We start from the raw sequence: 25,137 nt of genomic DNA on the forward strand, positions 1-25,137 counted from the left end.
TCATCACCATCATGAAAAAACTTCTCGTCGCCCTCGCCGTCAGCGCACTCGCCGCAGGATGTGCGGTGCAGCCCGCGCAGCATCCGGCGCTTCAGGATTCGGTTCGAACGCTCGCGCCCGATGGTTGGGATACCGATGTGCCGCGCGCGGACATCGACGCCGCCGCGTGGTGGGCGCAATTCCACGACCCCGTGCTCGACCGGCTGATCGCCACCGTGCTCGATGGCAACCTCGATCTGCAGGCGGCCGCCGAACGCGTGAAGCAGGCGCAGGCGCTGACCGTGCAAAAGCGCGCGGTGCTGCTGCCCGAACTCGACGCGACCGCGCATGCGGCCGACGCCCGCCAGAACACGCCGCCGCCGCTCGGCTATGTGCGACAGGCCGGCGCGGGGCTCGCGCTGAGCTGGTCACCGGACGTGTTCGGCGGCGAACGGCTCGACCTGCTCGCCGCGCAAGCCGAGCTGGTCGGACAGAAGCATGCGGAGGATGCGATGCGGCTCGCGCTCGCGGCCGACGCGGCTTCCGCGTATGTCGATCTGCGCTGGGCGCAGCAGGAATTGAAGATCCTGCAGGACAACGCGAAGATCCGGCAGCATGCGCTCGAACTCACGCGCAAGCGGCAGGCGTTCGGGCTGTCGACGGAGCTCGACGTCACGCGCGCGCAGAACCAGCTCGACGCGCTCGAAGCGCGGATCCCGCCGACGCAGGCGCAGATTGCGCATCAGCTCAACCTGATCGCCGTGTATTCGGGGCGCACGCCGGAATCGGTCGATCGGCTCGTGCTCGCGCAGGCCGGAGAAATTCCGGCGCCGCCGGTTGGCGCGCCGGTGACGTTGCCTTCGCAAGCGTTACTGCGGCGGCCGGATGTGCTGACGGCGTATGCGCAGGTCGAGCGACGGGCGGCGCAAGTCGGCGTGGCGAAGGCCGAACGGTATCCGAAGTTTTCGTTGAACCTGACGGACGGGATTCTGGCCGCGTCTTATCTCGGGTTGCCGACGTTGACCGATAACCTGTTCAGTGCCGCGTTAAGCGCGACGAGCCCGATCTTCAATGCGGGGCGGATTACCGCCGATATCGCGCAGAGCGAAAGCCGGATGCGCGAGTCGGAACTCGGGTTACGGCAGACGATGCTGCAGGCGTTGCGGGAAGTCGAGGATGCGCGGGCGAATCTCGTCAGCGCCGATGAGGCGTCGCGCAGGCTTGATAGTGCGCTTGCTGCTTCGGATAAAGCGCTTGGGTTGGCGAATCAGCTCTATAAAGGTGGCGCGACGGATTTTCTGGATGTGCTGTCCGCGCAGGAGGTTTATCTGAGGGATTCGGATTCGCTCAATCAGGTCAAGCGCGAACATGCGCTGGCGGCGGTGGCGCTGTATCGGTCGCTTGGGGGTGGGTGGAGCAGGAATGACGCGGCGGGTGGGCCGGAGGTGCAGGCGGTGGCGAAGAACAACTGAGCCGTGTAAGTCTGGACGCTGCCCTTTCGGTCAGCGCCGGATTAGCTCTGAGCTTGCCTGGATGTCACCTCATCAAGGGCAGTGATCGATCCGAAGCGGCCGATCGAGCGTCCGGACATTTAAGGACTGGTGCCAGATTGATGCAGCCGTTCGGACCCGCGCTGCCGTCACGGGGCGAGGCACCAGGTTGACCACAAGATGCACCGTCATTCGAATACGCCCGCGCGACCCCTACCTTGAGTGAATGATGTGATGCGATTCACTTGCTGCAGACCACAACAGCGCGAATCAGGCGCAGTGCGCATACGGATCTACCGTCAAGGCTGCGATTGCCGACCAGTCGAGATCGCCCATGCCCGCATTGACCGTTTCGGCCATCTGGCCATGGACGGCAGCGAGCATCGGGAGTGTGCGGCCAGCCTGTTCGGCCGCTTCGGAGGCGAGACGAAGATCTTTCAAGCCAAGCGCGGCCTTGAAACCAGGTTGATACGCGTTCCTGATGATATTGCCGGAATAGGTCTGGTAAGGACGGCTGCCGAACAGCGTGCCCAGGATCAATTCGAAAAATCGCTCTCGTGAAAGCCCGTTCGTCTCGGTGAGAACGACGGCTTCCGCCATCGCTTGAATGGCCATCGTGATCATCATGTTGCAGGCGATTTTCGCAGCATAGGCCGTGGACGGCTCTTCGCCCATGTCCCAGACGCGTTTGCCGACGATGTCCAGTGCCGGCATGACTTTCTCCAGCGCGGCAGGCGCGCCGGCGGCGAGCACGTTGAGTTCGCCCCTGGCGGCGACATCCGGGCGCCCCAGCACCGGCGCAGCGACAAATGCGACGCGTGCCGCTCGATGCAACTCCGCCAGTTCCCGTGCGAACGCCACCGAGATCGTCGATGCCACGACGTGCACCAGTCCCGGTCGTGCATGAAGCAGAAGACTTGTGTCCAGCAGGACGTTGCGGATTGCCGCGTCGTCGGACAGCATCGTCAAGGTCATATCAGCCTGCAACGCTTGCACCGGCGTCTCCACCATGCGCACGCCTTCGACATGGCCGCCCGAACGATTCCACGCCGTGACGGCATGACCGGCAGCGACCAGATTGCGGGCCATTTCCCGGCCCATTGCACCCAGGCCAATTATTCCGATTTCCATTTGACTCTCCTCGCGAATGGCCGCGTTCACAACGTCGCTTGCACCGGGTTCGATGCTTCCGTGTGTTCGACGAGCCAGTTCAGCACCGGCATCAGTGCATCGTCGGAGTTCTTCTCGTAGATCAACCCGTGGCCGTTGCCGAACACGCCATGGTCGGGAAGATGCAGCACTTCAGCACGACTACCGGATGCCTTGAGTTGCTCGATAGTGGGTCGACTGGCGGCCGCGAAGGCGGAGGCCTCCGCTGTGACGGCCACGATCGGCAAACCGGCGAGCCGAGGCAGCCGATGTGTACCGGGCGCGGCCGCGCGCAGCGCTTCAGGCGAAGCAACGGGCGGCTCCCAGTTCAGAGGCGCCGCTGCGAGGCCCCATGTCAGCGAGCCGATATTCGGAATCTCCGCGAACGGTGGGCCCATCGGCTCGACGGCGACGATCGCTTTTACCAGGCCGGGCCGACGATCGGCCACCAACCAGCCGACCGGCCCCGACGCCGAGTGCGTCAGCAGGATCGCCGGGCCGATCCTGTCCAACAGCTTTGCGATCCGGTCCGCTTCCATGTCTTCGGAAAACGCGAGGTCTGCGGGAAGCGGGCCATAACCCGCGATGAACTCGTCCATCGCGGCTTCGTCGTCACGGGCAAAAGGCCATTGCGTGTGCCGACCTTCGTATTCGCTCGGGAAGTAGATATGGCGGCCGTGTTCGTACGAAAACGCCGGCCCCATCGGTCCCATGGTCTCGACGTGGAAAGGAGACCTTCCCTGTCCGGGACGGTCGGCAACGAGAACCGCATAGCCCGCTTCCACCAGGCGCTGTGCCCAGCCAGGCCGGCCATCCGGTGTGTCGAACCACTCGGTTCCCTGATAGCCGCCGCCATGCAGAAGCACGATCGGCCACGGGCGAGTCACCTGCTCCGGCGCTTCCCATTCGACAAAGAGCGGGCCGCATTGGTAGGTCTCACCGTTTCGTTTGATCCGATCGCCCGGAATCCACATATGACCGCGACGTACGGTGCGCGGGGCAACTTGTGTCCAGAAGGCCAAGGTCATTCTCCTGTTTGTAGCTTGACGGGTGCGTGGCGCGCGAGTCGTGCATCGACCCGATCAGAACCGGGTGACGCGCAAGCGTTTGGGGAACATGTCGGTGAAGGTCGCGACGTCGGCCATGACCTGCACGGCTTCCGGGGATCCAAACGCGGCTTCGATGGCCGCCTCGTCGCGAAAAATGCATTCGCAGATCACCACGGTGCCAACGTGCGTCAGCGCCGGAAAGAAAGCCGCGACACGCTCGAGACCGTAGCGCCGCCATGCCTGCATCACGAGCGGCAGGTGATATTCGACGTAGTAGCTCCGGTCAAAGCGTTCGTCGGGTGTGCCCTCGTAGGTGACATACACGGTCGTTGATGTGATGCGCGACATGACAATCTCCGTTCTGCCTGGTTGTTCGATCTGCCCCACGCGTCATGACGGATTTCAATCCGCAGGGAGGCCGCGAGGACGTGACGACATACGCGACGAATCCCAGTCTCGCAAATTCAATTTCGTACGGCAATTCAATATAATGAACATATTCCGTTCATTTTTGTGGGTGCGTGAGCATGGAGTGGAGCGATGTCAGGATCTTCCTCGCGATCGCGCGGACCGGGACGCTCGGTGCCGCGGCACGTGCGCTGCATCTCAGTCATCCGACTATCGGGCGACGGCTTCGCGCGCTTGAAGAATCGATGGGACAGGTACTGTTTCAGCGAACCGCGGACGGGTTTGTCCTGACTGAGGAAGGCACCGCTATCCTGCCGCTGGCCGAGCAAATGGAAGACAGCGCGTTGACCATGGAGCGCAGACTGACCGGTGAGCAGACGAAGCTGGAAGGAACGCTCAAGGTGTCGTCGGCCGACTGGTTTGGCGCCTATGTCCTGCCGCCCGTGATTGCCGAGTATTCGCGCGAATATCCGCTCGTTGAAATCGAGATCCTGACAGGCACACGCCTGTTCAACCTGGCGCAGCGTGAAGCGGACGTCGCTTTCCGCATCGTTCCGTTCGACGGGCCCGATATCGTGCAACGACGTTTGACCCAGATGCGATACGGCGTCTACGTGGCGACCACGAGTGCCGATCCCGTGGAAGGCGATGGTATGGGGCACCGCCTGATCGCGATGGATACGTCAACGGGCAGCTTTCCGGATATCGACTGGCTCAGAAATCGTTTCCCCAACGCGGGCATTGTATTGCAGTCGAATAACCGAAATGTCCAGGCGCAGATGTGCGGCAGAGGGTTGGGCATTGCCGTATTGCCGCGGCCTGTCGGCGATCAGCTCGCTACCATTCGCAGGCTCGATTTGAGCGATGAGCCGCCGCATCGGGACATCTGGATGGGCTACCATCGCGACCTCAGGCGGCTGAATCGATTACGCGCCTTCGTGGATCTCGCGATTAAACACGTTGGATGCTAGTCGATGGACGAGAATCGGAGTGTAGCGTCTCGCGAGCCAAGCCCGTGACGTAGATGCGGGTGGAGCTCGTGCGCGGTCAGCTTGCTCGGTGGAATGTGCTTGCCTCAGTGGGTCGTGACGCCCGCGACAGACGCACGAGTTGTCGGCAGGATGGAGCAACGTCGAACGCGCATTTATGGTCGACTATTAGTTGGACGGGGTAGCGGATTACGAGCGTGCGCGAGAGCTATCAAGCATCGGACCGCACCTCCGAAAGGAGTTTCCGCACACGAACGGAAACAGGCTCGTCGGGCGCCCGTCCCTTTAGAAAATGTTCCAGCTCCTGATATGCGCCGGCGTCGCGGCCAACCTTCGCAAGCACAAAGGCAAGCGCGATCGGATGCTGAACGTAATTGTAGAAGCCTAGGCCTCCACTCGACAGATATCCTCGCAGCCATTCAAACGCGCGGACAAGATCTTCCAATGAGTTGACGCGTCGCCAAAGTTCGTCCGCGCGCGAGACTGCCATTTCGACTATCTGTGGTGCCGATAGAACAAGGGCGTGCTCTCCGCAGGTCAGGTTTATATCGAGGGCTTTGTCCCGCGCATCGACGCATAGATCGAACGTCGCGGATTTATTTGTCCGATGCCATCGAACGGTATTGCCTGATACGTGAGGAACGAAGTCGAGCGAAAGCCCCCATCGTGGGGCTATTACACCGCCTTTCCATGCCGGAAACGCAAACATTTGACGTATCGGCGTTCCATCGAATCTGACCCACCTTAGCGGCGCAACGAGTTCGAATCCTCTCCCATCCAAAGCCGACTCGACAAAGGGGGAGACGATCCGATGAGCATCATTCAAGGTCAGCATTTCGATTGGGCTGGTGTTTCGAGAACCACCTTGGATGCGCTGAAACCATCCGCCAAAATTCATAGTTTCAATGCTTCCTGTCGCTGGTGCACACGATTGTCGACGATTCCGCCCGTTATGTCGAACGACCGTTCATGGCCGACTGATGCCGATAACGAACAGACGCGATGTATCGAACCCAATGGGACGACGATCTGCCTTAGATGGATATTGCGGCCGGTAGCGCACGCTCCATCACGATTGCTTGGGCGGCGAAATCCATCGCTGGTTTGCGAAGCAACTCAACGAAGCCTTCGCGTTTCCAGAATTCGAACGCTCTCGGATTGGTATCGATGACTGCAATGCGTAATGCGCGACACTGCCAGCCCATTCCGATTGCTTCGGCGAGACGCAGAACCTGCGGGCCAAAGCCCCGTCCCTGCGAACTTTCCCGGAACAACAGCAGGCCGATGAAAGCGATGTCGACCTCTGGATAGCCCCGCGCCATTTCCATACATCCAACCGCCTCGAGATCGTGAGAGATTTCGTAGACAAATTTGTCCGAATGGCTTTTGCCGGGCGGTAGCGCATCAAGTACCTCGATGGCGGCGTTCGGAGGGGGCAGCCTGCCTTCCACGGCCAGGCTATAGCCTGGCGCACCTTCGAGCACAGCTTGCAGACGTTCCATGTCGTTCGACGACTGGCGGTCGATTAGGCGTAGCGTGGGCGTGTGCATGGTCATGGCGGTTCAGGCGAGAATGTGCGATGCCGATTGTGGACGATCTGGGCGTCGAAGTCGAAGGACCGCTTCTGGCAGAACCCGGTCCGCGGCTGCACCGACAAAGCGCGACTGGCTTAACCCGAAGCGGCCCTCCATCCCACAACGCCTGGCAGGCTATGTGCTAAGCGCCAGAAACCCTGGGCATTCAGCCATGCTCTGCACACCACACCTAAGAAGGCGCACCGTATCTTCTGTGCCAAGGGCGGCGACCTCGCCGACCCTTTCCCCTTCGGGGGCAAACAATACGGCCCAAAAACTGAATTGACGCAGCAATGTGACGAAACCGAGTTCGAGCGGGACAAATTCCGCTTCGTCGTGGGGTGTCTTGCTCCAAGATGCGTAACTGCGCAAGGCAGCGCCGGTCATCCAGGCGTACTCCAGCCTTGCAGACCTTTCACTTGCTGGCAACTGGCTCCGGATGAAGTCGGTGAACCTGAACATCGGTGTACTGCGCGAGGCATACGCGAAGACGGGTGAAATCGGCTTCCTGTGCCACGCCCGCGCCGACCTGATCGTGAACTACCCGCAGGCGATCACCATCATTGAAGGCGTGACGAGCAAGGCCGCGAAGGCGTAAGCGGAGCGGCAGCGAGGATGCCGAAGGGGCCGGGGCTATCAAAAGTCCTGGCCCTTTGTCCGTCTAGACCCCACGTTCCCTCACGCGCAGAAAATTTCCCCATTTTCAAAGGAATTCAGCAAATGGCAGGCGTAAAAGGCAAGTCCGGCGGGCCGCGAGCCAATAGCGGCGGGGCTCGGCCGGGGGCTGGCCGACCCAAGAAGCAGCAACCACCACCTGCTCCGCTGGAGGAGCGCGACATGCTCCAGCTACTCCAGGACGTCGCGCTTGGCCGCGTAGAAGCTACAGCGCTTCAGGTGCGCGCAGCAATCGCGGCGGTGCAGTACACGCACCCCAAGAAGAGCGAGACAGGGAAGAAAACGCAACGCGACGAAGCGGCAAAGAAGGTAGCGAGTCGGTTCACACCGGCCGCACCACCAAAGCTCGTAGTCAACAACAGAAAATAGGAACCGACATGAAACAGAAACCGGACCCGGCATGGGCGACGATCAAGCAAATGGACGATCCGCGCGAGTTCCTACAGGCCGTGATGAATAACGGTGAGATTGATATGGTGATGCGTATCGAGGCAGCGACCGCACTGTTGTCTTGCGGTCAAGACAGCAACGAATAGAGGTAGCACGCGCGCGCAGGCAATATACGCGCTCAGCCACCTGTGCTTCCATTGGATAGATATAATCTTTGATCCACCAACGGAGGTAGACCATGAAAATGACGAATGCAGAAAAACTGATGACCATCATGCTCGCTGAGATTTTGGAGGGTCTCAAAACCAAGGGGGAAATTGATCCGAATTTCGTAAAGGAAGCAATTTTTCACGACCATCTTTGGGGATTGGAATGGAAATACCAAGGTATCTTCGCCGATTCCCTTGAGCCGACGCCGGAGCCAGTCAAATTTGTTATCGATGTGCTGGACATGTGGTCATTTATCGAGCGAGGATACAAAGGGCTGTCCGCTGAGGATAAGGCGCGCGTCGATACAGATGTACCGTACGGCATTGACAGCTTCGAGGGTTTCGATGGAAATAACGAGACCGAATATATGTCGATCACCCGCTTTGTCGTGGAGGAACTTAACCGTTTCACTGAATTCAAGGGTAGGGAGTTCAATTCGCACATGCCGAGCGCGGCTCGCTATCGGGCAATGCTGGCAGTATTTGAGCCGATCCGCAAAAAACTTGGGGCGCCGCGTAATTTGAATGCCGACGAGCTTATCCAGATCGGGAAGCGTTGATGTTAAATATCGGCTAATGGCACATCCGAAAGACCGTGCATGCGGCGGTATGTTCGGTGAATAATTTGATGGGTAGCTCGTAATCGTCGGACGGATGCCGTTATCCGAGCTGGCTCGAAGACAGATAATCTGCCTTCTCAGAGGGGGCCCGCCGGGAACTATCCGTGCGGGCCAATAAGCCGAAAGAAAGGCTAAGCGGCTTTAGGTGGTAGCTTGGAAAGCTTCAGGATGTCGCCAACAGCCATGTATGTATAAACAACGCAGCGGTCTGCCTCTTCGCGAGAGGAAATAACAGCGTGTGAGCCTTTTTGGGCCGCTTTGAACAACGAGTCGAGTCGCTCACCAAGAAATCCGAGATGAGAGCCTATAATAGCGGTCGCGCGTTCTGAATTGCTCCGATCGTCGGCAAAGCAGGAAAGCCGATTGATGTAGTTGTCCGGTCCAAGTTTAATTTCTCGTGACTTTCCACCGGAGCTTACGACCCGGGGAGTGTCCGTAGCAGGAAAGAGGGCATCAGCTAAATCTTGCAAGACACGGCGGCACCCGTGAACTGCGTTTGACCAGTCTTCAGGATTGTCTGATTCCAGATTGTCGTAGATTGCTGAGAATTTCTGTACTGCTGTTGGAACGGTTTCCCCAATCTCAGCATCGACGAGTTCTCGGATCCGAGAAAAAGCGTCGCCAGCAATCGACGAGAATTTGAGTTCGAGATTCTTCTTTGAAACGTAATTGTGTATGAATGCTCCCCGGGAGCTCAGTCGTCTAGTCGCTAGAACGAGATTCTTCTGATGGCGATCACGCTCATCTTTGTTCCCTCTGGCCGCAGACACAAACTGTCTCGGGTTGGCCGAAGTGATCGATACGTTTGGGTCTCGTGCGGCATCTATCCCAATTCTTGCGCTTTCAATCTTCGCCTCTAGTTCACCGATTGACTCAAGGTAGGCTGTTTCCTTGATCTCGTTTTCCAACTTTAGCTGATTTATACGGCCAGCAATTTGTGCGCATTTCCAGACGCTAGGGGGGACACCGTCGGGCGTTGTTGGATATCCACTTGCTTCATACTCGAAAATCTGTCGATAGTCGAAGTCGTTGAGGAGTCGAGCGAGGCGACTTGCCTTCAGCGCAATTTGGGTCAGCGGGGTTTCCGTAAGTTCGATATTACGAAGAATGTCGTTTGACAGATCTAACGCTTCGGAAAGTGCCGCTCTGCTCGGTAGAATCGCGTCCATACTTAGGTCTCACTGCGCTCATTTTGTCCCGGGTTCTCGGCTAGCCAACATGGTTCGCTTCTCGGAACGGGGTATTAAGGGGGCATATAGTTTACTATCTCATGGGAAACGCAGCACCATCAAGACTCGCCCGAGCGGATCAGCATCAGTGCAAGCAACGGTGATCCTCACGGCAGAAACAATGAGCCGGTTTGGTGGTGCGCCCACGTTCGACGCGTTGAACTCCGGTGGAGCGGTGCACCATCATTCGCATGATGCGCTAGGCGGTGTAGTTGACTCGGCGACGAGCATATCCCCGGTTGGTGGCAGTGGTGGCGAGAACATCACGATTGCACCGAATATCGCGGTGGAAGGCGGCTCAATCTCGGACGCTAACGCATTGTACCGTGTCCTCTGGAACATGAGGACGGGCAGGAAGTGACACCGGGAGACAAGCGAAAACGAATGGTGGTATCTGAGGGGGTATCTCGTCTATCATTTTCCGTAGTCCCCTTGACACATAAGCGTTAGCCGGCCGTCTTCGCACTCGCAAGAACAATATCTAGATTTGCGTTCATGACGTATAAGGCTTGGCCGATAAAAGTTGCTCAGGATAGGTCATTCCGCCACACCTCGCGACGATTGCGGTTTCGACGACCGCTCTTGGCTTAACAGTCACTCAATTGCTCTCGAAGCGGTCGCTGGATCTAGCCAGCCGAATCTGAACCGAACTCTCTATTGAAAAGTTAATCGAAATCGATCCGAAATGCACTCTCGTCTTCGTATTTCAGATTTAAATCGACGAAGATCGCACTTGAGAGTGCGGTCGCCAACGCGATCTTCAATTCTGGTTTGACACCATCGAGATGAAAAGAAAACTCCCATCCCAGCGATGCATCGATCCAGGACACGAATAGATCATCGCTACCGGACTGCCAAAACTGAACGTTCTTCAGTCTACCTGTCGATGCTTCATCAACAATCGTGGCTCTGGATACTGCGATCTGATGGCCGTCATCGCTCCAGTGCGTTATTCGACCACTATCGGGATTGGCAAGCATAAATCCAAGAGGCTTGAGCAAAGTCTCGACAAAACAAAAAGCTTCCGAAAATGGACCTTTCAGCAATACGATCAAGATAGGTTTTGCCATCGCGTTTACTGACCAAAGTGTTGGCTGGCTGCCGTTGTCGTCATAAGGACGCAGTCGATTGTCGACGATTCCGTTGACGGTGTCGAACGACTGTTCGTGGCCGAGACGAGCCGAGACGAACGACGCTAGACTTCGATACACCGGCTGAGTGATTTCATCAATTCGTTGCATCGACGGGTTGAATCCGCAGCCAAAATGAGTCAGACAATCCAACGCTATTTGCTTGGCCTACTGTTTTCTGCATGGATGCCCCCCCTCGCGACACCGCCCGCGAGGGGGCACGCACGCTTACATGGCCGCTTCGAAGATCGCGATGACCTGGGCCAGCGTCGCCTTGCGCGGATTCGTCAACATGCAGGCGTCCTTTTGTGCGTTGTGACCCATCACTTCGTGATCCTCATCTTTTACGCCGAGACCTGCGAGACCCGACGGAATCCCCACCGATGCAGACAGGCGCCGGATGGCGGTGACCGAGGCGCCGGCAGCGTCGGCCATGCTCAGACCCGCCGTGTTCGCCCCCAGAAGCGCGGCAATCCGGGCGAAGCGCTCGGGCGCGGCGATGAGGTTGAACTCGCACACGTGCGGCAGCAGGATCGCGTTGCACACGCCGTGCGGCAGGTTGTAGAAGCCGCCGAGCTGATGGGCCATCGCATGCACATAGCCGAGCGAGGCGTTGTTGAATGCCATGCCCGCGAGGTACTGCGCGTAGCACATCGCCGCGCGTGCCTCCATGGATTCGCCGTTCGCGACGGCCTTCGGCAGCCATTCCCCGATCAGCGCGATTGCCTTTTCCGCACAGGCGTCCGTAATCGGCGTCGCTGCGGTGGACACGTACGCTTCCACGGCGTGGGTCAACGCGTCCATGCCGGTGGCGGCGGTGAGCGCCGGCGGCATGGCCACCATCAGGCGCGGATCGTCGATCGCGATGAGCGGCGTGCAGCGCCAGTCGACGATGGCCATCTTCACGTGATTGCTGGAGTTGGTGATGATGCAAAAACGCGTCATCTCCGCCGCCGTACCCGCCGTTGTGTTGATCGAGATCAAAGGCGTCATCGGCACGCTCGACTTGTCGATGCCCTCGTAGTCACGGATATGCCCGCCGCCCGCCGTGACCAACCCGATGCCTTTGGCACAGTCATGCGAAGAACCGCCGCCCAGCGAAACGATGAAGTCGCAGCCCTCTTGCTGGTAGAGCTTGACGCCATCGTGGACGTTGATGTCGGTGGGGTTCGGCTCGGCGCCCGAGAAGATGACCGCCTCGAGCCCCGCCTCGCGGATGTAGCCGGCGATGATGCCGGACACCCCCATCTTGTGCAGGCCGGCGTCGGTGACGATGAGCGCCTTTTTCGCGCCCAGCGATTTGGCTCGCGCGCCCGTCTCGCGCGCACAGCCCGGCCCGATGAGGGTCACACAGGGGATGAAGAAGCTGTCGGTACGGTCGGCGATGCTCAGGTAGCTCATTTTGTCTCCGGTGATGTGGGTTGCTTATGTGGGTTTGCCATGCACACCCGCATAAGCTCATGCACGAACCGTACCAATGCATCGAAGCGAGGATTTTCGGGGCATGCCTGCCGGTTGCGCCTGCCGCGCTGTTTCACCTCGAAACAATGCAACACGGAAGGTGTTCAAAAATCGGACAGGTGCGCAACGCGACGAGGTGTTCTCTGCCGTGCGTTTTGCACGCATCGTCGACTGTCGAATCGACGCGTGCGGGACCGGCACAGCAGCCACGCTCTGCGTGCCAAACGCAAAATCCGGCACCGTAGCGGATCGGAATAATCGCGCGCATTCGAATCAGGAATCAGCTGGGCGCCGATACGAACGTCATCCACTTGCTCGACAAACGCCGTGATGGCCTCGCGTCACTTGGCTGAAGTTCATTTGCCGTCGCGCGGATGTTTGACCGCGATCAAATCGGAGCAACGCCTACCTCACGCTGCCGTCCAGCCCTAGTGAGCAGATCGTCGTCTCTATGCGCAGCATCGGCCGCTGCACCTGCTGATGGACAAGGCGTACGAAGGCAATGAAACCCGACAACTCGCGCTCGATCCCGGTTTCATCCCGGTCGTTCCCCCGTTGAGTACGCGCGTCGAGCCTTGGGAGGACGACCGGGAATGTACAAGCGTCGCAATGAGGTCGAGCAACTGTTCCGTCGATCGAAGGGCTTCCGCCGCATCTTCTCGTGCTTTGACACACTCGATTTGATGTTCACATTGCCCTGATCGTCGAAGCCCTTCGCTAGTGTGAACACGCCCGAGTCCAGACTTATACAACTGACCACCGGGGTGTACAGGGTTGGCGGGTCAACTGAATGGCACCACTGCCCTGCACGATGCGACACCGTGCAAGACAAGGCCCCTCACTTCCTGACGTCGCGTACAACAAAGTACAAGTCTTTGGTTTTCGCGTTCAGCAAGTATCCGCCGTGAACATTCTGATACGCCCCGCTTCGCCCGAGTCCGTCGAAATTGAAGCTCACGCAGAGATAGCGCTCACGGCCGACCGTTGCCATGCTCCACTCGGCCAGCGCGGGATTGAATGCAGTCGGCTTGATTCCACCGTTATTTCCAACGGGTATCGCCGCAGACAATCGGTAGAGCCTGCCAGCGTAGATCAGCGCCTGCGTCGACTTTCCTTCGGCGTAGCCGACGTCGGCACCCTCATGTTTGACGACGTAGCTGGCGTTGAACCCGTCCGCGTAGTCGCCCTCTTGCGACACCTCATGCGTGTCGATGCCCTGGATCGCAATCGCCGGCGAGACGGACTGCGCCATCAGGCAGCTTTTCACCAGCCCGTCGCCGGGAGGGGCTGCCCGTCCGATACCGGACACGGCCATGATCGCGACCAACAAACCGATCTTCTTCATCGATATGCGTTCTCACGCCGATTCGGCGAGGTGACATGACGTCGCGCCGACATACCGCTTCTCGATGCGTGCGGGACCGACTGAGCGACAACTCGTCGGCGTGCAGCGTGAACGCCCGCGCCGCCCCGCCCCTCGCACCCGCGAATCACAGCGGCGGCCGCTTCAGCTTCACCCAGCGCTGCACCGACGGCCGCTCCCACTGCGCACGCGCATAGTCGGCGAGGCGCTGCGGCACCGGATCGTCGTTCAGTACCAGACGGTTCAGCATCACCGCCAGGTCGACATCGGCAATGCTCCATTCGCCGAACAGGTTTGCCGCGCCCGGCGCGAGCAGCTTGTCGGCGGCCGCGAACAGCTTCTGCGCGGCGGCCTGCGCCAGGCTCGACAGCGGTTCGCTCGACGGCCCGTAGAACAGCACTTCGGTCGACCGCTCAGTACGCACCGGCATCAGGTCGCTGCGCAGCCACGCCTGCACCTGTCGCGCCCGCGCGCGCTGGCGCGGCTCGACCGGATAGAGCCGCGTGCCCGGGAAAATCTCGTCGAGATACTCGGTAATCGCCGACGATTCCGACAGCGCGAAATCGTCGTGCACGAGCGTCGGCACGCGTTGCGTCAGCGACGTCGCCGCATAGTCGGGCGCGAAATGCGCGCAGTTGCCGAGATCGACGGTCACCAGTTCGTAGGGCAGCGATTTTTCCTCGAGCGCGACGAAGACCGACATCGCGTAAGGGCTCGTGTATTGCGTATCCGCGTAGAGGCGGAGATGACCGGTTTGCACTGCTGGCTCCTTGTGGGTACGGATGCTCGCGGCGGCTGGTTGATGCGCCGACAGGCTCCGGGTGAGTCGATACGGTGGTTTGACAGATTAGCAGCGGCTGGTTTCGTGTGTGCCGTTGCTACATGGTCATGCGGCGTCGGGCCAGCGGTAGCCGATCACTTCGTTCAACGGGTACGCGAGTTCGCGCACTTCTTCCAGTTGATTGCCGCCGAAGAGATACACCTGTTCGTCGTCGTGACGCAGGTAGAAACCGACATGCCCTTTCCAGCTCGCGGGATCGTCGCGCGTCAGGACGGCGATGCAACCGTAGACCGGACGTTCCAGCGGCCGCCCCCATTCGAGCCACGAACGCGCGAGCGCAGAGCCCGTGCCACGAATGCCGACGTGCGTCATGCACCAGTTGACGAACGACGAACACCAGGAAATCTTGTCGTCGTAGCCGACCAGGTTCGTCTGGTTGTTGTATTCGACGATGCGCGGGTTGATGCTGCCGGGCGGATGGCGGCGAATGCCGAGTTCGGCCATCGCGACGGGCATCCACGGCGGATGAGCGGCGTCCGGTTTGCTCTCAGGGTTGAATAGGGTCACGTCGTTCTCGGGCGAGTGTGATGTGCGGTCAATCTTCGCATGAATGATGCGCGGCGACGAGAGTCACCGGCATCGTGGCGCGGCGTGCATGACCACCCCTCACGCATTGCCCACTCCCGGTGGGAAATGATCCAACCGGACAGGCGTTTATCAACGCGCCCTGTTGCCCCACACTGCGTTGGTCCGCCGGCATTTCGGCGTTTCCCGACGAGGTCAACGATGACGCAGCCCCTTCTTCCCCGCGACGACACCTATGCACGTGGTCTCGCATTGTTCGAGCGCCTGCACGGCGCGCATAGCGGCAAGGATCTTGCGCAGTCGCGCGAAACACTCTGCCCCGACTTCCTGACGATGACGATGCAATGGGCGTTCGCCGGCGTGCTGGACCGTCCCGGGCTCGACCTGGCGACGCGCGAGCTGGTCGTGATCGCCAGTTGCGTGACGCTCGGGTATGCGTTGCCGCAGTTGCGTGCGCATACCGAAGCCGCGCTGGTCGCCGGCGCGACGCGCGAGCAGATCGTCGAGACGATCCTGCAGACGATGTTCTATGGCGGCGGTGCGGCCGTGAACAACGCGTTGGGCGTCGTGGCGGAAGTCTTCGCCGCCCTGCCCGATACCGACGGACTCATTCCGCCGGGTCCGCAGCCGCAAAATGATCCAGCGCAAACGCGATGAATGCGCGGAGCTTGGCCGGCGCGCCCGCATCGCGCGCGTAGAGCAGGTAAAAGTCTCGGCCGCGCGACTCATACGCGGCCAGCAGCCGATGCAGGCGGCCGGCCTCGAGGTCGGCCTTGACGAGCCCGAACGGCTGCAGGATCACGCCGCCGCCGGCCAGCGCGGCCTCGCGCAGCGCGGGGCCACTATCGACGCGCAATCGATACGCGACAGGCACCTCGATCGCGCCGTCCGGCCCGTCGAATCGCCACCGGTAACGCGGCCCCCATCGCGTATGCCCCAGGCAATCGTGGTTCAGCAAATCCTGCGGCGTGACCGGTGTGCCGTGGCGAGCCAAGTAATCCGGCGACGCGCACACGACCATCCGGTAGTACGACGGCAGCGGCCGCGCGACGAGCGACGAATCGGCGAGTGGCCCGACGCGAAACGCGAGGTCGATACCGTCGCCGACCGGATCGACTACGGCATCGGTCAGCACGAGTTCGATATCGACGCGCGGGTATTGCGCGAGAAAAGCAGCGACGGCCGGCGCGAGCTGCGTGACGCCGAACGAAATCGGCGCGGCGATGCGGAGGTGGCCGGACGGATCGCTACCGAGTGTCGATGCGGCGTCGTCGGCGGTCTCGACCCGATCGAGGATGTCGCGACAGCGCTCCAGGTAAAGCGCACCGGCCTCGGTCAGATGGTGGCGCCGTGTCGTGCGGTGAAGCAGTTTCACGCCCAGGCGTGCTTCGAGCGCGTTCAGGTGCTTGCCGACCATGCTCGGCGACAGGCCGAGCCGCTCGGCCGCGGTGGTCAGACTGCCGGTGCTGACGATCTCGACGAACACCGACATGCTTTCGAAGCGGTCCATGGTGCCTGGGCAGGGTGAAAGGGAAATGGAGGCCGGCGAACGCCGTCACGCGCGCACCGCGGCAATCTTCGCATGAATGCGATCCGCAATTGCCGTAATTGCGTGGCGCAAAAAAAAGCACGGGGAAATCTCCCCGTGCCTTGCTGCTACGTCCACATGCGTCGCGCAGGCATCCCCGCGCGGCCACGCATCAACGCCAGCCGCGGTGCCAGCCGTAGTGCGGATGCCACCATCCCCACCCATAGTGCGGGTGATAGCGCCACGAATAGCCGGGAGCCGGCATCGCGCCGACCGGCGCAACGTAGACGACGCCAGCGGGGGCGACTGCCGGCGGTTCAGCCGGGGCCACCACGCAGCCGGACAGCGACGCGCCCAACAGCAGCGACGCGACCAGGGTGTAACAGGATTTCGTTTTCATCGTTGATCATCCAAACGTCGTGGCCATGTGAGGCGTACAGGGTTACTGCCAGCCGGGATGTCGCGCGCGGTAGTACTCGAGCGCAGCGGCACGCTCCTGCTCGGCTTGCCGGGCCAGTTGCTCCGCACGCTGCATATGGCCACCGAACTCGCCGCCATGTTCCTGCTGGATGACGTGCATTTCCTCGATGGAGCGCTGAAGATCGTGCGTGGCGGCCATCGCCTTGTTGTGAAGCTCGTCGGCGAACGCGGCATTCGCCATCAAAGCGGCGCACAGAATCACGGGGATGGATTTGAGTTTCATGAGTGCAGTTCTCCGTCTTGTTGTGAAAGGGATTGTTGCTGCAATAGAGAACGCCCCGTCCCGGCCCCCTGTTGACGCCGCATCGCCCACACTTTGTAAATCTGTATTACGCGCCAGGCGGTCGGGCTTTCCCCCATGCGCCATGCTTGTGATTTCCTTTCGATCCGTGTTTATGATGTCGCGAGCCACGAGACCTTCACACCCGCCATGCGCATCACGCCCCTGCCGCCCCTTCAGTGCCTCATCGCGTTCGAAGCCGCCGTGCGGCATGCGAGCTTCACGCGCGCGGCCGCCGAACTGCACCTGACCCAAAGCGCGATCAGCCGGCAGATCCAGCAGCTCGAGGCATTCCTCGGCCGCTCGCTGTTCGTGCGCGAACATCGTTCGCTGCGGCTGACGATGGCCGGCGAGCAATACGCGGCGCAGGTGCACCGTCTCCTCACGCAATGCGCGGAGGCCACGCACGACGTGATGAAGCCCTACGGCGATCTCGAACTGACGATCGCGTGCTCGTCCGGCGTGGCGCTGCTGTGGCTCACGCCGCGCCTGCCCGGGTTTCGCGCCGCGTATCCGGACATCAAGCTGCGGCTGATCGTGCGCGACGGGCTTGCGTCGATGTCGCCGGCGGAATTCGACGTGGGCGTCTACTACGTGCGCCAGCAGGCGCCCGCCGAATACACCGCGCGCCGCCTGTTCGACGAGGAAGTGTTTCCCGTCTGCGCACCGGGTTACCTGGCCGGCCGCACGCTCGACGCGGCCGATCTCGCGAACGAGACGCTGCTGCGCCTCGAGGACGGGCAGCGTCAGTGGATGTCGTGGTCCGAATGGTTCGACCAGAACGACATCGACCGGCAGAAGGCGCAGCCGCAGGACATCACGATCAACTCGTATCCGCAGATCGTGCAGATGACCATTCTCGGCCAGGGCGTGTCGCTCGGCTGGCGCTACATGATCGACGCGTGCATCGAGGCCGGGCTGCTCGTGCGCGTGACCGAGGCATCCGCGAGCCACGGTGGCGGCTACTACGTGATCTCGCCCAACGACCGCGCGCAGAACCACGCCGCACGCCTGTTCACACGCTGGCTGTTCGAACAGGCGGAGCGGCAGACGGCGCCCTGACCCATCCGGCACGCGAAGCATGCGTCCAGCGCATGCGTGCATGCGAATCTTTCGTTTCAGAAAAAAATCGCGCTGTCCTTAGCATGGGGTTCACGCGGGGCGCCCGTCCCGGCTTCTGACCAAGGAAGAGACCATGCAAGGAACGCTTTCCCCGCGCGCCGCGCCTGCCGTCGATGCGGCAGTGCAGCAGCGCCGCCGCGCCATCGTCGCGACCGTGATCGGCAACGGTCTCGAATGGTTCGATTTCACCGTCTACAGCTTCTTCGCGGTCATCATCGCGAAACTGTTCTTTCCGACCGGCAACGAACTGACGTCCGTGCTGCTGACCGTCGCGACGTTCGGCGTCGGCTTCTTCATGCGGCCCGTGGGCGGCATCGTGCTCGGCATCTACGCCGACAAGGTCGGGCGCAAGGCCGCGCTGTCACTCACCATCCTGATGATGGCCGCCGGCACCGCGCTCATCGGGCTCGCGCCGACCTACGAACAGGCCGGCATCGCCGCGCCGCTGCTGATCGTCGTCGCGCGGCTGCTGCAAGGTTTCTCGGCCGGCGGCGAGATGGGCGGCGCCACCGCGTTCCTCACCGAATACGCGCCGCCGGAGAAGCGCGCGTACTACTCGAGCTGGATCCAGTCGAGCATCGGCTTCGCGGTGCTGCTCGGCGCCGCGACCGGCACCTTCGTCACGACGTCGCTCGACGCGCAGGCGCTGCATAGCTGGGGCTGGCGGCTGCCGTTCCTGCTCGGGATTATCGTCGGGCCGGTCGGCTACTTCATCCGCAGCCATCTCGACGAGACGCCCGCATTCAGTGCCGTCGAAGCGCAGGCGAAAGAAAGCTCGCCGCTGAAGGAGGTGCTGTCCACCTACCCGCGCGAAACGTTCGCGAGCTTTTCGATGGTCATTCTGTGGACCGTCTGCACCTACGTGCTGCTCTTCTACATGCCGACGTATTCCGTGCGCACGCTGCACCTGCCGCAATCGACCGGTTTCGCGGCCGGCATGGTCGGCGGGCTGATGATCATGTGCTGCTCGCCGATCGTCGGACGGCTCGCCGACGTGTGGGGACGGCGCGTGTTCCTGTCCGGATCGGCGCTCGCCATCCTCGTGCTCGCGTGGCCGATGTTCGCGTGGATCAACCATGCGCCCGGGTTCACGTCGCTGATCGTGTTCCAGGCCGTGTTCGGCGTGCTGATCGCGACCTACACGGGGCCGATCCTCGCGGCGTTCGCCGAACTGTTCCCGACCAAGGTGCTGTCGACCGGGCTGTCCGTTGCGTACAACTTCGCGGTCACCATCTTCGGCGGGTTCGCGCCGTTCCTGATCACGTGGCTCATCGCCCGCACCGGCAGCAACATGGCGCCGGCCTTCTACGTGACCCTCGCGGCGGCCGTCAGCTTCATCGGAACGCGCTTCGTGAAGGACGCGAAGCGGGCTGCCTCCACGACTCGATAAGGATATTTCCTCATGACCATTACCGTGCTTCAGGGCGGCAACGTTCTGGACCTCGAACGAGGCGTGTTGCTCGAACATCATCATGTCGTGATCGACGGCGAACGGATTGTCGAAGTCACCGATCGGCCGGTGGATTTGCCGAATGCGCAGGTGATCGACGTGCGCGGCAAGACCGTGATGCCGGGGTTCATCGATTGCCATGTGCATGTGCTGGCGTCGAATGCGAATCTCGGCGCGAATGCGACGCAGCCGAACATTCTCGCGGCGATTCGCTCGTTGCCGATTCTCGATGCGATGTTGTCGCGCGGGTTCACCAGCGTGCGCGATGCAGGCGGCGCGGACTGGAGCCTGATGCAGGCGGTCGAGACCGGGCTGGTGTCGGGGCCGCGGATTTTTCCGTCGGGAAAGGCGTTGTCTCAGACCGGCGGGCATGGGGACTTTCGGCCGCGCGGGGACTTGCTGGAGCCTTGCTCGTGCTGTTTCAGGACGGGCGCGATTGCGCGGGTGGTGGACGGGGTCGAAGGTGTGCGGCTTGCGGTACGTGAAGAAATTCAGAAAGGCGCGACGCAGATCAAGATCATGGCGTCAGGGGGCGTGGCTTCGCCGACCGACCCGATTGCGAACACGCAGTACGCCGAGGACGAGATTCGGGCCATCGTGGATGAAGCCGAGGCCGCGAATACGTATGTGATGGCGCATGCGTACACGGGGCGGGCGATTGCGCGGGCCGTGCGGTGCGGGGTAAGGACGATCGAGCACGGCAACCTCGTGGACGAGGCGGCGGCGAAACTGATGCACGCGCATGGCGCGTTTGTGGTGCCCACGCTTGTCACTTACGACGCGCTGGCCAAACACGGCGCGGAGTTCGGGATGCCGCCCGAATCGGTGGCAAAGGTGGCTTCCGTTCAGCAGAAGGGACGCGAATCGCTGGAGATCTATGCGAACGCCGGCGTGAAGATGGGGTTCGGGTCGGACCTGCTCGGGGAAATGCATGCATTCCAGTGCGGAGAGTTTCGGATCCGGGCCGAGGTGCTGGGGAATCTGGAAGCCCTCAGGTCGGCGACGACCGTTGCGGCGGAGATCGTCAACATGCCGGGGCAGCTCGGGGTGGTCGCGGCGGGCGCAATCGCGGATCTGGTCGTGCTGGACGGGAATCCGCTCGAGGATATCGGCGTGGTGGCCGGTCAGGGCGAGCGCGTCGAATATGTATTGCAGCGCGGGAAGATCGTGAAAGCGCGGGCGAGTTAGGGTTGGCTCGCGTTTGCGCGGGTCTCTCCGCGTACAGCGGTCGTAACAATCGTTAAAGGTAAGCATCAACACGGACACGGCGCTCGCAAGCGCCCCCCCGGCCCTCGGTTGAGTTCGCGCGGAAACAGCAATCCAGCAGCAAGGGCCGCGCGAAGCGGCCCTTGCCGCTTATGCCTGTTCCTCTTCCTGGGCTGCCGCACCGTAAGGCTGCTCTCGCCAGTTCAGCGCGCTACGATCAGGTTTGATGGTGACGAACCGAAGATCGAAATTGAACTCGAGATATACGCGATCACCTGGTAGGAATCCGAACATCTCGAAATGCGCGTCGATCGCACGCATCCATGGCATGTACGGCTGGCCCTCCTGCGGAAGGTCAGGCTTGTTGTCGAGGATCAGCTCAACCTCGGGATACTGTTTGCGCTTCTTGGGACGTGACTTACTATAGGCGTTAGCCATTGCCGACTCCTTGGGTGAGTTGGTGGTGGTCAGCGGGTCGTATGGGTTGCCGCCCATGCGGCCCGCGCTTCTTTGATGCCTTGGGTTTCCCCTTCTTTCTCCCCTTCGCTACGTCTTGTTGGCAAGACGGCTTACGGTCGACCATCGGTGCGAAGGGGACCGCGTTCAATCTCCGATGGCGAGAAGCAAGGCTTCATGACCAGTGTAGTCGTGCTGGTGTCTCAGAAATGGGGGATTTGGGGGGATTGGCCGTTAGGTAGAGGGAGGTGCGTGCCCGTGCCTGATGCTTCAGGTCAGTGATGTGGGGGACTTTTATCCTGCGGACCGCTAAGACCGATCGATCCCGAACTATTTCAATTACGGGAAATACCTCGACCGCAACTCTTCTTAAGTCGTACGGCACACGATCGCTAACGCTCAACGCGTGGCTGGCTAACGGTCGCTTGTGGCCGTATCCTTAAGGACTGAGCTGGAGCGTCAATCGCGTGCGGTTGCCACCAATGTCAATGTCGGAAATCACCTGTTTGAGTCGCTCAGTCAGCATCCGTGCCGGTCCGCTGTCTCTCCAATACGAGACATTGTCTTGCTGTGCGGCAGCCACCGGCGTCAGTAAGGTCCGTACAGCATAATGGCTTGTTCTGGTAGCTCGTCGGGCTCATAACCCAAAGCTCGGAGAGGGCGGCCGGGATACGTTAATTTCTCGCCAATACGCACTAAAAACTGTAGATCTCAAACTAGGTAACTTCTGCTCCATCCTTGACAGAGCAGGCATCATTTACAACACTGATAGTGCAGTTTCGTATAAAGATCGGAGTCCAAGCAGGTTCAACTCTTGGCTTGTTGCGCTGCGGGTTGGTGAAGGTTCTGATTCAGTCCACCTCCACTAATAAGGTCTACGCCACATGCTGCGGCCTGGAGTGAATCGGCGCGAAGGATCAAGTTCATTGTAAACAAACAATTCCAAGGAGAGAACGATGATTCCACGGCATGTTTTCTTGTGGACAGTGATCGCCGCGGTGGTGCCGCAGATTTGTTCAGCCCAAGACGACGGGCTCAATGCCTGCGTCGAAATCTACAAAAACTCGACGCGCGATTATTCACAAGCGCAGCAGACCAATATCGAGCTGGCACGGTCTTTCAATTCCTTTTGCAAGAAGGACGGCACGGTCAATACCTCAGCCGCCGGGGTCGGGCTAGACGCCATCGTCAATTCCATCCCTTTCAAATTTTCTTTCAGCGATTCAACCAACGAACAGAAGATGGAAGAATTCTGCAAGGTCGGTGCATCGCAATATGATTCCTGGAATTTGAACAGCAGCGCTTCATCGACCGTCGTTACCGATGCACTGTCAAACTTCAATAGCTGCGTCGATCTCGCCAAAGCCGGCCTGCAATTAAAAGTAAGGCTCAACCAGCCAGATACCCTGGTGGTCAGCGGCGTCGCATCGCCCGCATATACTGGCTTCATCAACAGCGTTGCCTATGACAACACAACCATGACATGTAGCAGCGCCGACTTCAATGATGCTCACAAGCCGGTCACGCTGAGGGGGCCGGTGCATCTCAGCACCAAAGTGCCATTTTCTATCACCTGCGTCAAAACGAAGCAACGCGTGGGAGGTGCGACCTTTTATCAGCGGACAACACTGACCATCGCCGCCAGCGCGCTCAGTCCCCTGGCGATCGTCTTTCCTTCCGATACGTTGAATGGCTATGAACTCGCCTCGCAGGCTAGTCTTGCAGTCAGCCAAGCTGCATCGGAAGTTGCTGTGGCCCAGGCGGCAACCGCCGCCCAGAAACAGGCCACCGACAAATTGCAGAACCGCCTGGACGGCGTGACCGTATCGGTCTATGCCCGTGACCTCGAAGCACACAACTGTTTTGGCACCGGCGCAAATTGGGGAAAGGGGCTGGACCAAGAGGTCGCCAACACCTGTGGATCCCGACCGCACGCGACCGCCACCGATAGTCTTCGTGGAGGCGGGAAATGTGGCTATGCTGCGGTAGCCTACGCCTGCGTCAATATTCCCTAGTCAGGTGGAGCATCAATCGTCAACGGAGACGGCACCTACGGCCGAGAAAGGAATGCCCTTCTTGGCCGTATCGAAGTTTCTGGTCAAAACCATGCGTGACGCTCGCAGTTCCGACGAGTCGCTAAGTTACGAGGCAAGCGCCAAGCGAGCTGCGCGTCACTCGATCACGCCCTCAGAAACCAAATTTGTTCGGTGGCCCCTTTCACGTCGGTTCGACACGCGCGCGTTGCGACAAGTGTGGTGGCCGTCGACGGCGGCCGCTAGCCGATACCAAATGGGTCAAATGGCCGAAACGTGCTGCGGATTCAACCGGTCGATGCAACAGATTGATGGAACCGCTGGGCGGGCGTGTCAAAGTTTAGCGTCTTACGCGGACGCTCGTTGAGACGCCTCGCTACAGCGTCGAGTTGGGCTTGGGAATAGGCAGAGAGGTCGGTACCTTTCGGGAAGTACTGCCTCAGCAGTCCGTTCATGTTTTCATTCGAGCCGCGTTGCCACGGATTCTGCGGATCGCAGAAATAGACCTGGATCTTGGTCGCCACGGTAAAGCGTTTGTGATCAGCCATTTCCGTGCCCCTGTCCCAGGTCAGCGATTTATATAGTTCCCGAGGTAACTTGCTGGCGTGTCGTATCAGCGCGTTGACCACAGCCTCGGAATCCTTGCCGGCTACTTTTACCAGCATCACGTATCGACTCTGACGTTCGACAAGAGTCGCAATCTGGCTGGTAGCGTTGCCAAACAGCAAGTCCCCTTCCCAGTGCCCGGGTATCGCGCGATCCTCCGCCGTCGCGGGGCGTTCACTGATCGATACAGCGTCGCGAATGTTCGTGCGGTCTTCGGTTTTCAATGTGTGATGGCGAGACCGGCGCATCGCTCGAGAGCGTCGCAAGTGTTCAAGCAATTCCTTTTTCAGGGCACCGCGAGCTTGAATATAGAGGCTCCGATAGATCGTCTCGTGTGACACCAGATGGTCCTTGTTGACGGCATACGCATGCTTGAGCCAACCAGAAATCTGCTCAGGGGACCACTGCAGCTTCAGCTTTGCAGCGACAACTCGCGCCAGCGTCTGGTTGCTCACTAATTTGCAAATCTTCGGGCGACGTGCCCGATCCCAGGCGAGCTCATCCGCCCGGCTCGCTCGATAACCTTGGCTGCCTCCGTTGCGCTGCAGCTCGCGGCTGATCGTGGAAGGAGCACGTCCCAGCTTGGCCGCGATAGACCGAATCGATAATCCGCTCACCAGGCAGCGAGAGATTTCCTCGCGTTCCGCGAGCGTCAATGTCTGCGGTGCGCGATGTCTTTGCGGTGGCTCGATGCCGCCGGCCTCTGACAGGATCCGCTGTATCGAAGAGTGGCCCCGATCGAACAGTTTGGCAATTTGATGAATCGTTTCACCTTTGCGCCAGCGGTCCCACATGAGTGCTTTCTGACTCTCAGAATAGTAGATCCTCGGCCTCTGCTTCATTTGCAACACCTCCACTGCTTGCGCAGATTCTAGTGTGTTGCATCGACCGGTTG

The 25,137-nt window shown here is 60.4% G+C and carries 28 protein-coding genes and 1 pseudogene; 12 read left to right on the plus strand and 17 right to left on the minus strand.

Annotation, left to right across the window (positions count from 1 at the left end; all coding sequences use genetic code 11):
• The first annotated feature begins 11 nt into the window (after nt 1-11).
• Nucleotides 12-1,451: an efflux transporter outer membrane subunit gene (locus tag ACPTTC_RS29355; RefSeq protein ID WP_423394982.1), complete on the plus strand. Its 1,440-nt coding sequence runs from the start codon at nt 12-14 to the stop codon at nt 1,449-1,451.
• A gap of 288 nt (nt 1,452-1,739) precedes the next feature.
• Here ACPTTC_RS29355 and ACPTTC_RS29360 read toward each other — a convergent pair whose 3' ends face one another.
• Genes ACPTTC_RS29360 through ACPTTC_RS29370 form a run of 3 tightly spaced genes read right to left on the minus strand, consistent with a single transcriptional unit; the run spans nt 1,740 to nt 4,015 of the window.
• The gene (locus tag ACPTTC_RS29360; protein ID WP_423395737.1) at nt 1,740-2,618 is read right to left on the minus strand and encodes an NAD(P)-dependent oxidoreductase; all 879 of its coding nucleotides are present in this window, start codon (nt 2,616-2,618) and stop codon (nt 1,740-1,742) included.
• A gap of 8 nt (nt 2,619-2,626) precedes the next feature.
• Complete coding sequence (locus ACPTTC_RS29365) at nt 2,627-3,640, minus strand: alpha/beta hydrolase (RefSeq protein ID WP_423394983.1); 1,014 nt, start codon at nt 3,638-3,640, stop codon at nt 2,627-2,629.
• A gap of 60 nt (nt 3,641-3,700) precedes the next feature.
• Nucleotides 3,701-4,015 carry an EthD family reductase gene (locus ACPTTC_RS29370; RefSeq protein WP_423394984.1) on the minus strand — a complete coding sequence of 105 codons (315 nt, stop codon included), beginning with the start codon at nt 4,013-4,015 and terminating at the stop codon, nt 3,701-3,703.
• A gap of 179 nt (nt 4,016-4,194) precedes the next feature.
• On the opposite strand from ACPTTC_RS29370, the gene ACPTTC_RS29375 reads away from it, so the two are divergent.
• The gene (locus tag ACPTTC_RS29375; protein WP_423394985.1) at nt 4,195-5,046 is read left to right on the plus strand and encodes a LysR family transcriptional regulator; all 852 of its coding nucleotides are present in this window, start codon (nt 4,195-4,197) and stop codon (nt 5,044-5,046) included.
• A gap of 229 nt (nt 5,047-5,275) precedes the next feature.
• Here the strand turns inward: ACPTTC_RS29375 and ACPTTC_RS29380 are convergent, their stop codons facing one another.
• From ACPTTC_RS29380 to ACPTTC_RS29390, 3 genes are all read right to left on the minus strand, one after another.
• The gene (locus ACPTTC_RS29380; RefSeq protein WP_423394986.1) at nt 5,276-5,773 is read right to left on the minus strand and encodes a hypothetical protein; all 498 of its coding nucleotides are present in this window, start codon (nt 5,771-5,773) and stop codon (nt 5,276-5,278) included.
• Nucleotides 5,774-6,098: 325 nt separating this feature from the next.
• A complete protein-coding gene (locus ACPTTC_RS29385) occupies nt 6,099-6,620 on the minus strand; it encodes a GNAT family N-acetyltransferase (protein WP_423394987.1) in 522 nt (173 codons plus the stop codon).
• Between the two features lie 153 nt (nt 6,621-6,773).
• Nucleotides 6,774-7,025, minus strand: a complete 252-nt coding sequence (locus ACPTTC_RS29390) for a hypothetical protein (RefSeq protein ID WP_423394988.1) — start codon at nt 7,023-7,025, stop codon at nt 6,774-6,776.
• A 61-nt stretch (nt 7,026-7,086) separates the two neighbouring features.
• On the opposite strand from ACPTTC_RS29390, the gene ACPTTC_RS29395 reads away from it, so the two are divergent.
• The 4 genes from ACPTTC_RS29395 to ACPTTC_RS29410 all read left to right on the plus strand — a co-directional run bounded on the left by ACPTTC_RS29395 (nt 7,087) and on the right by ACPTTC_RS29410 (nt 8,472).
• Nucleotides 7,087-7,236 carry a hypothetical protein gene (locus tag ACPTTC_RS29395; RefSeq protein ID WP_423394989.1) on the plus strand — a complete coding sequence of 50 codons (150 nt, stop codon included), beginning with the start codon at nt 7,087-7,089 and terminating at the stop codon, nt 7,234-7,236.
• A 239-nt stretch (nt 7,237-7,475) separates the two neighbouring features.
• Nucleotides 7,476-7,682, plus strand: coding sequence for a hypothetical protein (locus ACPTTC_RS29400; protein WP_423394990.1), 207 nt, complete (start codon nt 7,476-7,478; stop codon nt 7,680-7,682).
• Nucleotides 7,683-7,690: 8 nt separating this feature from the next.
• A complete protein-coding gene (locus ACPTTC_RS29405; protein ID WP_423394991.1) occupies nt 7,691-7,849 on the plus strand; it encodes a hypothetical protein in 159 nt (52 codons plus the stop codon).
• A 92-nt stretch (nt 7,850-7,941) separates the two neighbouring features.
• Nucleotides 7,942-8,472 (plus strand): YfbU family protein, encoded by a 531-nt coding sequence (locus ACPTTC_RS29410; RefSeq protein WP_423394992.1) that lies wholly within the window; start codon nt 7,942-7,944, stop codon nt 8,470-8,472.
• Between the two features lie 191 nt (nt 8,473-8,663).
• On the opposite strand, the gene ACPTTC_RS29415 is transcribed toward ACPTTC_RS29410, so the two are convergent.
• The 3 genes from ACPTTC_RS29415 to mdh all read right to left on the minus strand — a co-directional run bounded on the left by ACPTTC_RS29415 (nt 8,664) and on the right by mdh (nt 12,292).
• Entirely contained in the window at nt 8,664-9,701 is a 1,038-nt protein-coding gene (locus ACPTTC_RS29415; RefSeq protein WP_423394993.1) for a hypothetical protein, read from the minus strand.
• Nucleotides 9,702-10,426: 725 nt separating this feature from the next.
• On the minus strand, nt 10,427-11,002 hold the full coding sequence (locus ACPTTC_RS29420) for a hypothetical protein (protein ID WP_423394994.1): 576 nt from the start codon (nt 11,000-11,002) through the stop codon (nt 10,427-10,429).
• A 117-nt stretch (nt 11,003-11,119) separates the two neighbouring features.
• On the minus strand, nt 11,120-12,292 hold the full coding sequence (mdh, locus tag ACPTTC_RS29425; RefSeq protein ID WP_423394995.1) for an iron-dependent methanol dehydrogenase: 1,173 nt from the start codon (nt 12,290-12,292) through the stop codon (nt 11,120-11,122).
• 528 nt (nt 12,293-12,820) lie between these two features.
• Between mdh and ACPTTC_RS29430 the strand changes: the two are divergent.
• Nucleotides 12,821-13,053: pseudogene (locus ACPTTC_RS29430) on the plus strand (IS5/IS1182 family transposase); the annotation flags it as partial.
• 137 nt (nt 13,054-13,190) lie between these two features.
• Here the strand turns inward: ACPTTC_RS29430 and ACPTTC_RS29435 are convergent.
• The 3 genes from ACPTTC_RS29435 to ACPTTC_RS29445 form a co-directional block, all read right to left on the minus strand.
• Entirely contained in the window at nt 13,191-13,697 is a 507-nt protein-coding gene (locus tag ACPTTC_RS29435) for a hypothetical protein (RefSeq protein WP_423394996.1), read from the minus strand.
• A 145-nt stretch (nt 13,698-13,842) separates the two neighbouring features.
• Nucleotides 13,843-14,475 carry a glutathione transferase gene (gene yfcF / locus ACPTTC_RS29440; protein ID WP_423394997.1) on the minus strand — a complete coding sequence of 211 codons (633 nt, stop codon included), beginning with the start codon at nt 14,473-14,475 and terminating at the stop codon, nt 13,843-13,845.
• Between the two features lie 126 nt (nt 14,476-14,601).
• Nucleotides 14,602-15,012 carry a TIGR02594 family protein gene (locus tag ACPTTC_RS29445; protein WP_175957648.1) on the minus strand — a complete coding sequence of 137 codons (411 nt, stop codon included), beginning with the start codon at nt 15,010-15,012 and terminating at the stop codon, nt 14,602-14,604.
• A gap of 270 nt (nt 15,013-15,282) precedes the next feature.
• Here ACPTTC_RS29445 and ACPTTC_RS29450 point away from each other — a divergent pair, with 270 nt between their 5' ends.
• Complete coding sequence (locus ACPTTC_RS29450) at nt 15,283-15,738, plus strand: carboxymuconolactone decarboxylase family protein (protein WP_226195178.1); 456 nt, start codon at nt 15,283-15,285, stop codon at nt 15,736-15,738.
• Here ACPTTC_RS29450 and ACPTTC_RS29455 read toward each other — a convergent pair.
• The 3 genes from ACPTTC_RS29455 to ACPTTC_RS29465 all read right to left on the minus strand — a co-directional run bounded on the left by ACPTTC_RS29455 (nt 15,689) and on the right by ACPTTC_RS29465 (nt 17,312).
• Nucleotides 15,689-16,591, minus strand: coding sequence for a LysR family transcriptional regulator (locus tag ACPTTC_RS29455; RefSeq protein WP_423394998.1), 903 nt, complete (start codon nt 16,589-16,591; stop codon nt 15,689-15,691). The genes ACPTTC_RS29450 and ACPTTC_RS29455 overlap by 50 nt on opposite strands.
• A gap of 190 nt (nt 16,592-16,781) precedes the next feature.
• Nucleotides 16,782-17,009, minus strand: coding sequence for a hypothetical protein (locus tag ACPTTC_RS29460; protein ID WP_226195180.1), 228 nt, complete (start codon nt 17,007-17,009; stop codon nt 16,782-16,784).
• A 42-nt stretch (nt 17,010-17,051) separates the two neighbouring features.
• Nucleotides 17,052-17,312, minus strand: coding sequence for a hypothetical protein (locus ACPTTC_RS29465; protein WP_226195181.1), 261 nt, complete (start codon nt 17,310-17,312; stop codon nt 17,052-17,054).
• 207 nt (nt 17,313-17,519) lie between these two features.
• Between ACPTTC_RS29465 and ACPTTC_RS29470 the strand changes: the two genes are divergently transcribed.
• The 3 genes from ACPTTC_RS29470 to ACPTTC_RS29480 all read left to right on the plus strand — a co-directional run bounded on the left by ACPTTC_RS29470 (nt 17,520) and on the right by ACPTTC_RS29480 (nt 21,129).
• Nucleotides 17,520-18,431 carry a LysR substrate-binding domain-containing protein gene (locus tag ACPTTC_RS29470; RefSeq protein WP_423394999.1) on the plus strand — a complete coding sequence of 304 codons (912 nt, stop codon included), beginning with the start codon at nt 17,520-17,522 and terminating at the stop codon, nt 18,429-18,431.
• A gap of 133 nt (nt 18,432-18,564) precedes the next feature.
• Entirely contained in the window at nt 18,565-19,881 is a 1,317-nt protein-coding gene (locus tag ACPTTC_RS29475) for an MFS transporter (protein WP_423395000.1), read from the plus strand.
• A 12-nt stretch (nt 19,882-19,893) separates the two neighbouring features.
• Nucleotides 19,894-21,129: an amidohydrolase family protein gene (locus tag ACPTTC_RS29480; protein ID WP_423395001.1), complete on the plus strand. Its 1,236-nt coding sequence runs from the start codon at nt 19,894-19,896 to the stop codon at nt 21,127-21,129.
• A 168-nt stretch (nt 21,130-21,297) separates the two neighbouring features.
• Here ACPTTC_RS29480 and ACPTTC_RS29485 read toward each other — a convergent pair whose 3' ends face one another.
• The gene (locus ACPTTC_RS29485) at nt 21,298-21,585 is read right to left on the minus strand and encodes a hypothetical protein (protein WP_423395002.1); all 288 of its coding nucleotides are present in this window, start codon (nt 21,583-21,585) and stop codon (nt 21,298-21,300) included.
• A gap of 974 nt (nt 21,586-22,559) precedes the next feature.
• On the opposite strand from ACPTTC_RS29485, the gene ACPTTC_RS29490 reads away from it, so the two are divergent.
• On the plus strand, nt 22,560-23,618 hold the full coding sequence (locus ACPTTC_RS29490) for a hypothetical protein (protein ID WP_423395003.1): 1,059 nt from the start codon (nt 22,560-22,562) through the stop codon (nt 23,616-23,618).
• 305 nt (nt 23,619-23,923) lie between these two features.
• Here ACPTTC_RS29490 and ACPTTC_RS29495 read toward each other — a convergent pair whose 3' ends face one another.
• Nucleotides 23,924-25,084: an IS30 family transposase gene (locus tag ACPTTC_RS29495; protein ID WP_175978805.1), complete on the minus strand. Its 1,161-nt coding sequence runs from the start codon at nt 25,082-25,084 to the stop codon at nt 23,924-23,926.
• Nucleotides 25,085-25,137 lie beyond the last annotated feature (53 nt).

This window comes from Burkholderia mycopellens (assembly GCF_964265025.1).
Lineage (GTDB): Bacteria > Pseudomonadota > Gammaproteobacteria > Burkholderiales > Burkholderiaceae > Burkholderia.

Coding starts and splice junctions, on each gene's coding strand:
- ACPTTC_RS29465 (WP_226195181.1), bottom strand. CDS start 17,312: ATGAAACTCAAATCCATCCCCGTGATTCTGTGCGCCGCTTTGATGGCG.
- ACPTTC_RS29495 (WP_175978805.1), bottom strand. CDS start 25,084: ATGAAGCAGAGGCCGAGGATCTACTATTCTGAGAGTCAGAAAGCACTC.
- ACPTTC_RS29390 (WP_423394988.1), bottom strand. CDS start 7,025: ATGACCGGCGCTGCCTTGCGCAGTTACGCATCTTGGAGCAAGACACCC.
- ACPTTC_RS29450 (WP_226195178.1), top strand. CDS start 15,283: ATGACGCAGCCCCTTCTTCCCCGCGACGACACCTATGCACGTGGTCTC.
- ACPTTC_RS29415 (WP_423394993.1), bottom strand. CDS start 9,701: ATGGACGCGATTCTACCGAGCAGAGCGGCACTTTCCGAAGCGTTAGAT.
- ACPTTC_RS29410 (WP_423394992.1), top strand. CDS start 7,942: ATGAAAATGACGAATGCAGAAAAACTGATGACCATCATGCTCGCTGAG.
- ACPTTC_RS29480 (WP_423395001.1), top strand. CDS start 19,894: ATGACCATTACCGTGCTTCAGGGCGGCAACGTTCTGGACCTCGAACGA.
- ACPTTC_RS29420 (WP_423394994.1), bottom strand. CDS start 11,002: ATGCAACGAATTGATGAAATCACTCAGCCGGTGTATCGAAGTCTAGCG.
- ACPTTC_RS29375 (WP_423394985.1), top strand. CDS start 4,195: ATGGAGTGGAGCGATGTCAGGATCTTCCTCGCGATCGCGCGGACCGGG.
- ACPTTC_RS29460 (WP_226195180.1), bottom strand. CDS start 17,009: ATGAAAACGAAATCCTGTTACACCCTGGTCGCGTCGCTGCTGTTGGGC.
- ACPTTC_RS29370 (WP_423394984.1), bottom strand. CDS start 4,015: ATGTCGCGCATCACATCAACGACCGTGTATGTCACCTACGAGGGCACA.
- ACPTTC_RS29355 (WP_423394982.1), top strand. CDS start 12: ATGAAAAAACTTCTCGTCGCCCTCGCCGTCAGCGCACTCGCCGCAGGA.
- mdh (WP_423394995.1), bottom strand. CDS start 12,292: ATGAGCTACCTGAGCATCGCCGACCGTACCGACAGCTTCTTCATCCCC.
- ACPTTC_RS29490 (WP_423395003.1), top strand. CDS start 22,560: ATGATTCCACGGCATGTTTTCTTGTGGACAGTGATCGCCGCGGTGGTG.
- ACPTTC_RS29435 (WP_423394996.1), bottom strand. CDS start 13,697: ATGAAGAAGATCGGTTTGTTGGTCGCGATCATGGCCGTGTCCGGTATC.
- ACPTTC_RS29400 (WP_423394990.1), top strand. CDS start 7,476: ATGCTCCAGCTACTCCAGGACGTCGCGCTTGGCCGCGTAGAAGCTACA.
- ACPTTC_RS29445 (WP_175957648.1), bottom strand. CDS start 15,012: ATGCCCGTCGCGATGGCCGAACTCGGCATTCGCCGCCATCCGCCCGGC.
- ACPTTC_RS29405 (WP_423394991.1), top strand. CDS start 7,691: ATGAAACAGAAACCGGACCCGGCATGGGCGACGATCAAGCAAATGGAC.
- ACPTTC_RS29385 (WP_423394987.1), bottom strand. CDS start 6,620: ATGACCATGCACACGCCCACGCTACGCCTAATCGACCGCCAGTCGTCG.
- ACPTTC_RS29470 (WP_423394999.1), top strand. CDS start 17,520: ATGCGCATCACGCCCCTGCCGCCCCTTCAGTGCCTCATCGCGTTCGAA.
- ACPTTC_RS29485 (WP_423395002.1), bottom strand. CDS start 21,585: ATGGCTAACGCCTATAGTAAGTCACGTCCCAAGAAGCGCAAACAGTAT.
- ACPTTC_RS29380 (WP_423394986.1), bottom strand. CDS start 5,773: ATGTTTGCGTTTCCGGCATGGAAAGGCGGTGTAATAGCCCCACGATGG.
- ACPTTC_RS29455 (WP_423394998.1), bottom strand. CDS start 16,591: ATGGACCGCTTCGAAAGCATGTCGGTGTTCGTCGAGATCGTCAGCACC.
- ACPTTC_RS29475 (WP_423395000.1), top strand. CDS start 18,565: ATGCAAGGAACGCTTTCCCCGCGCGCCGCGCCTGCCGTCGATGCGGCA.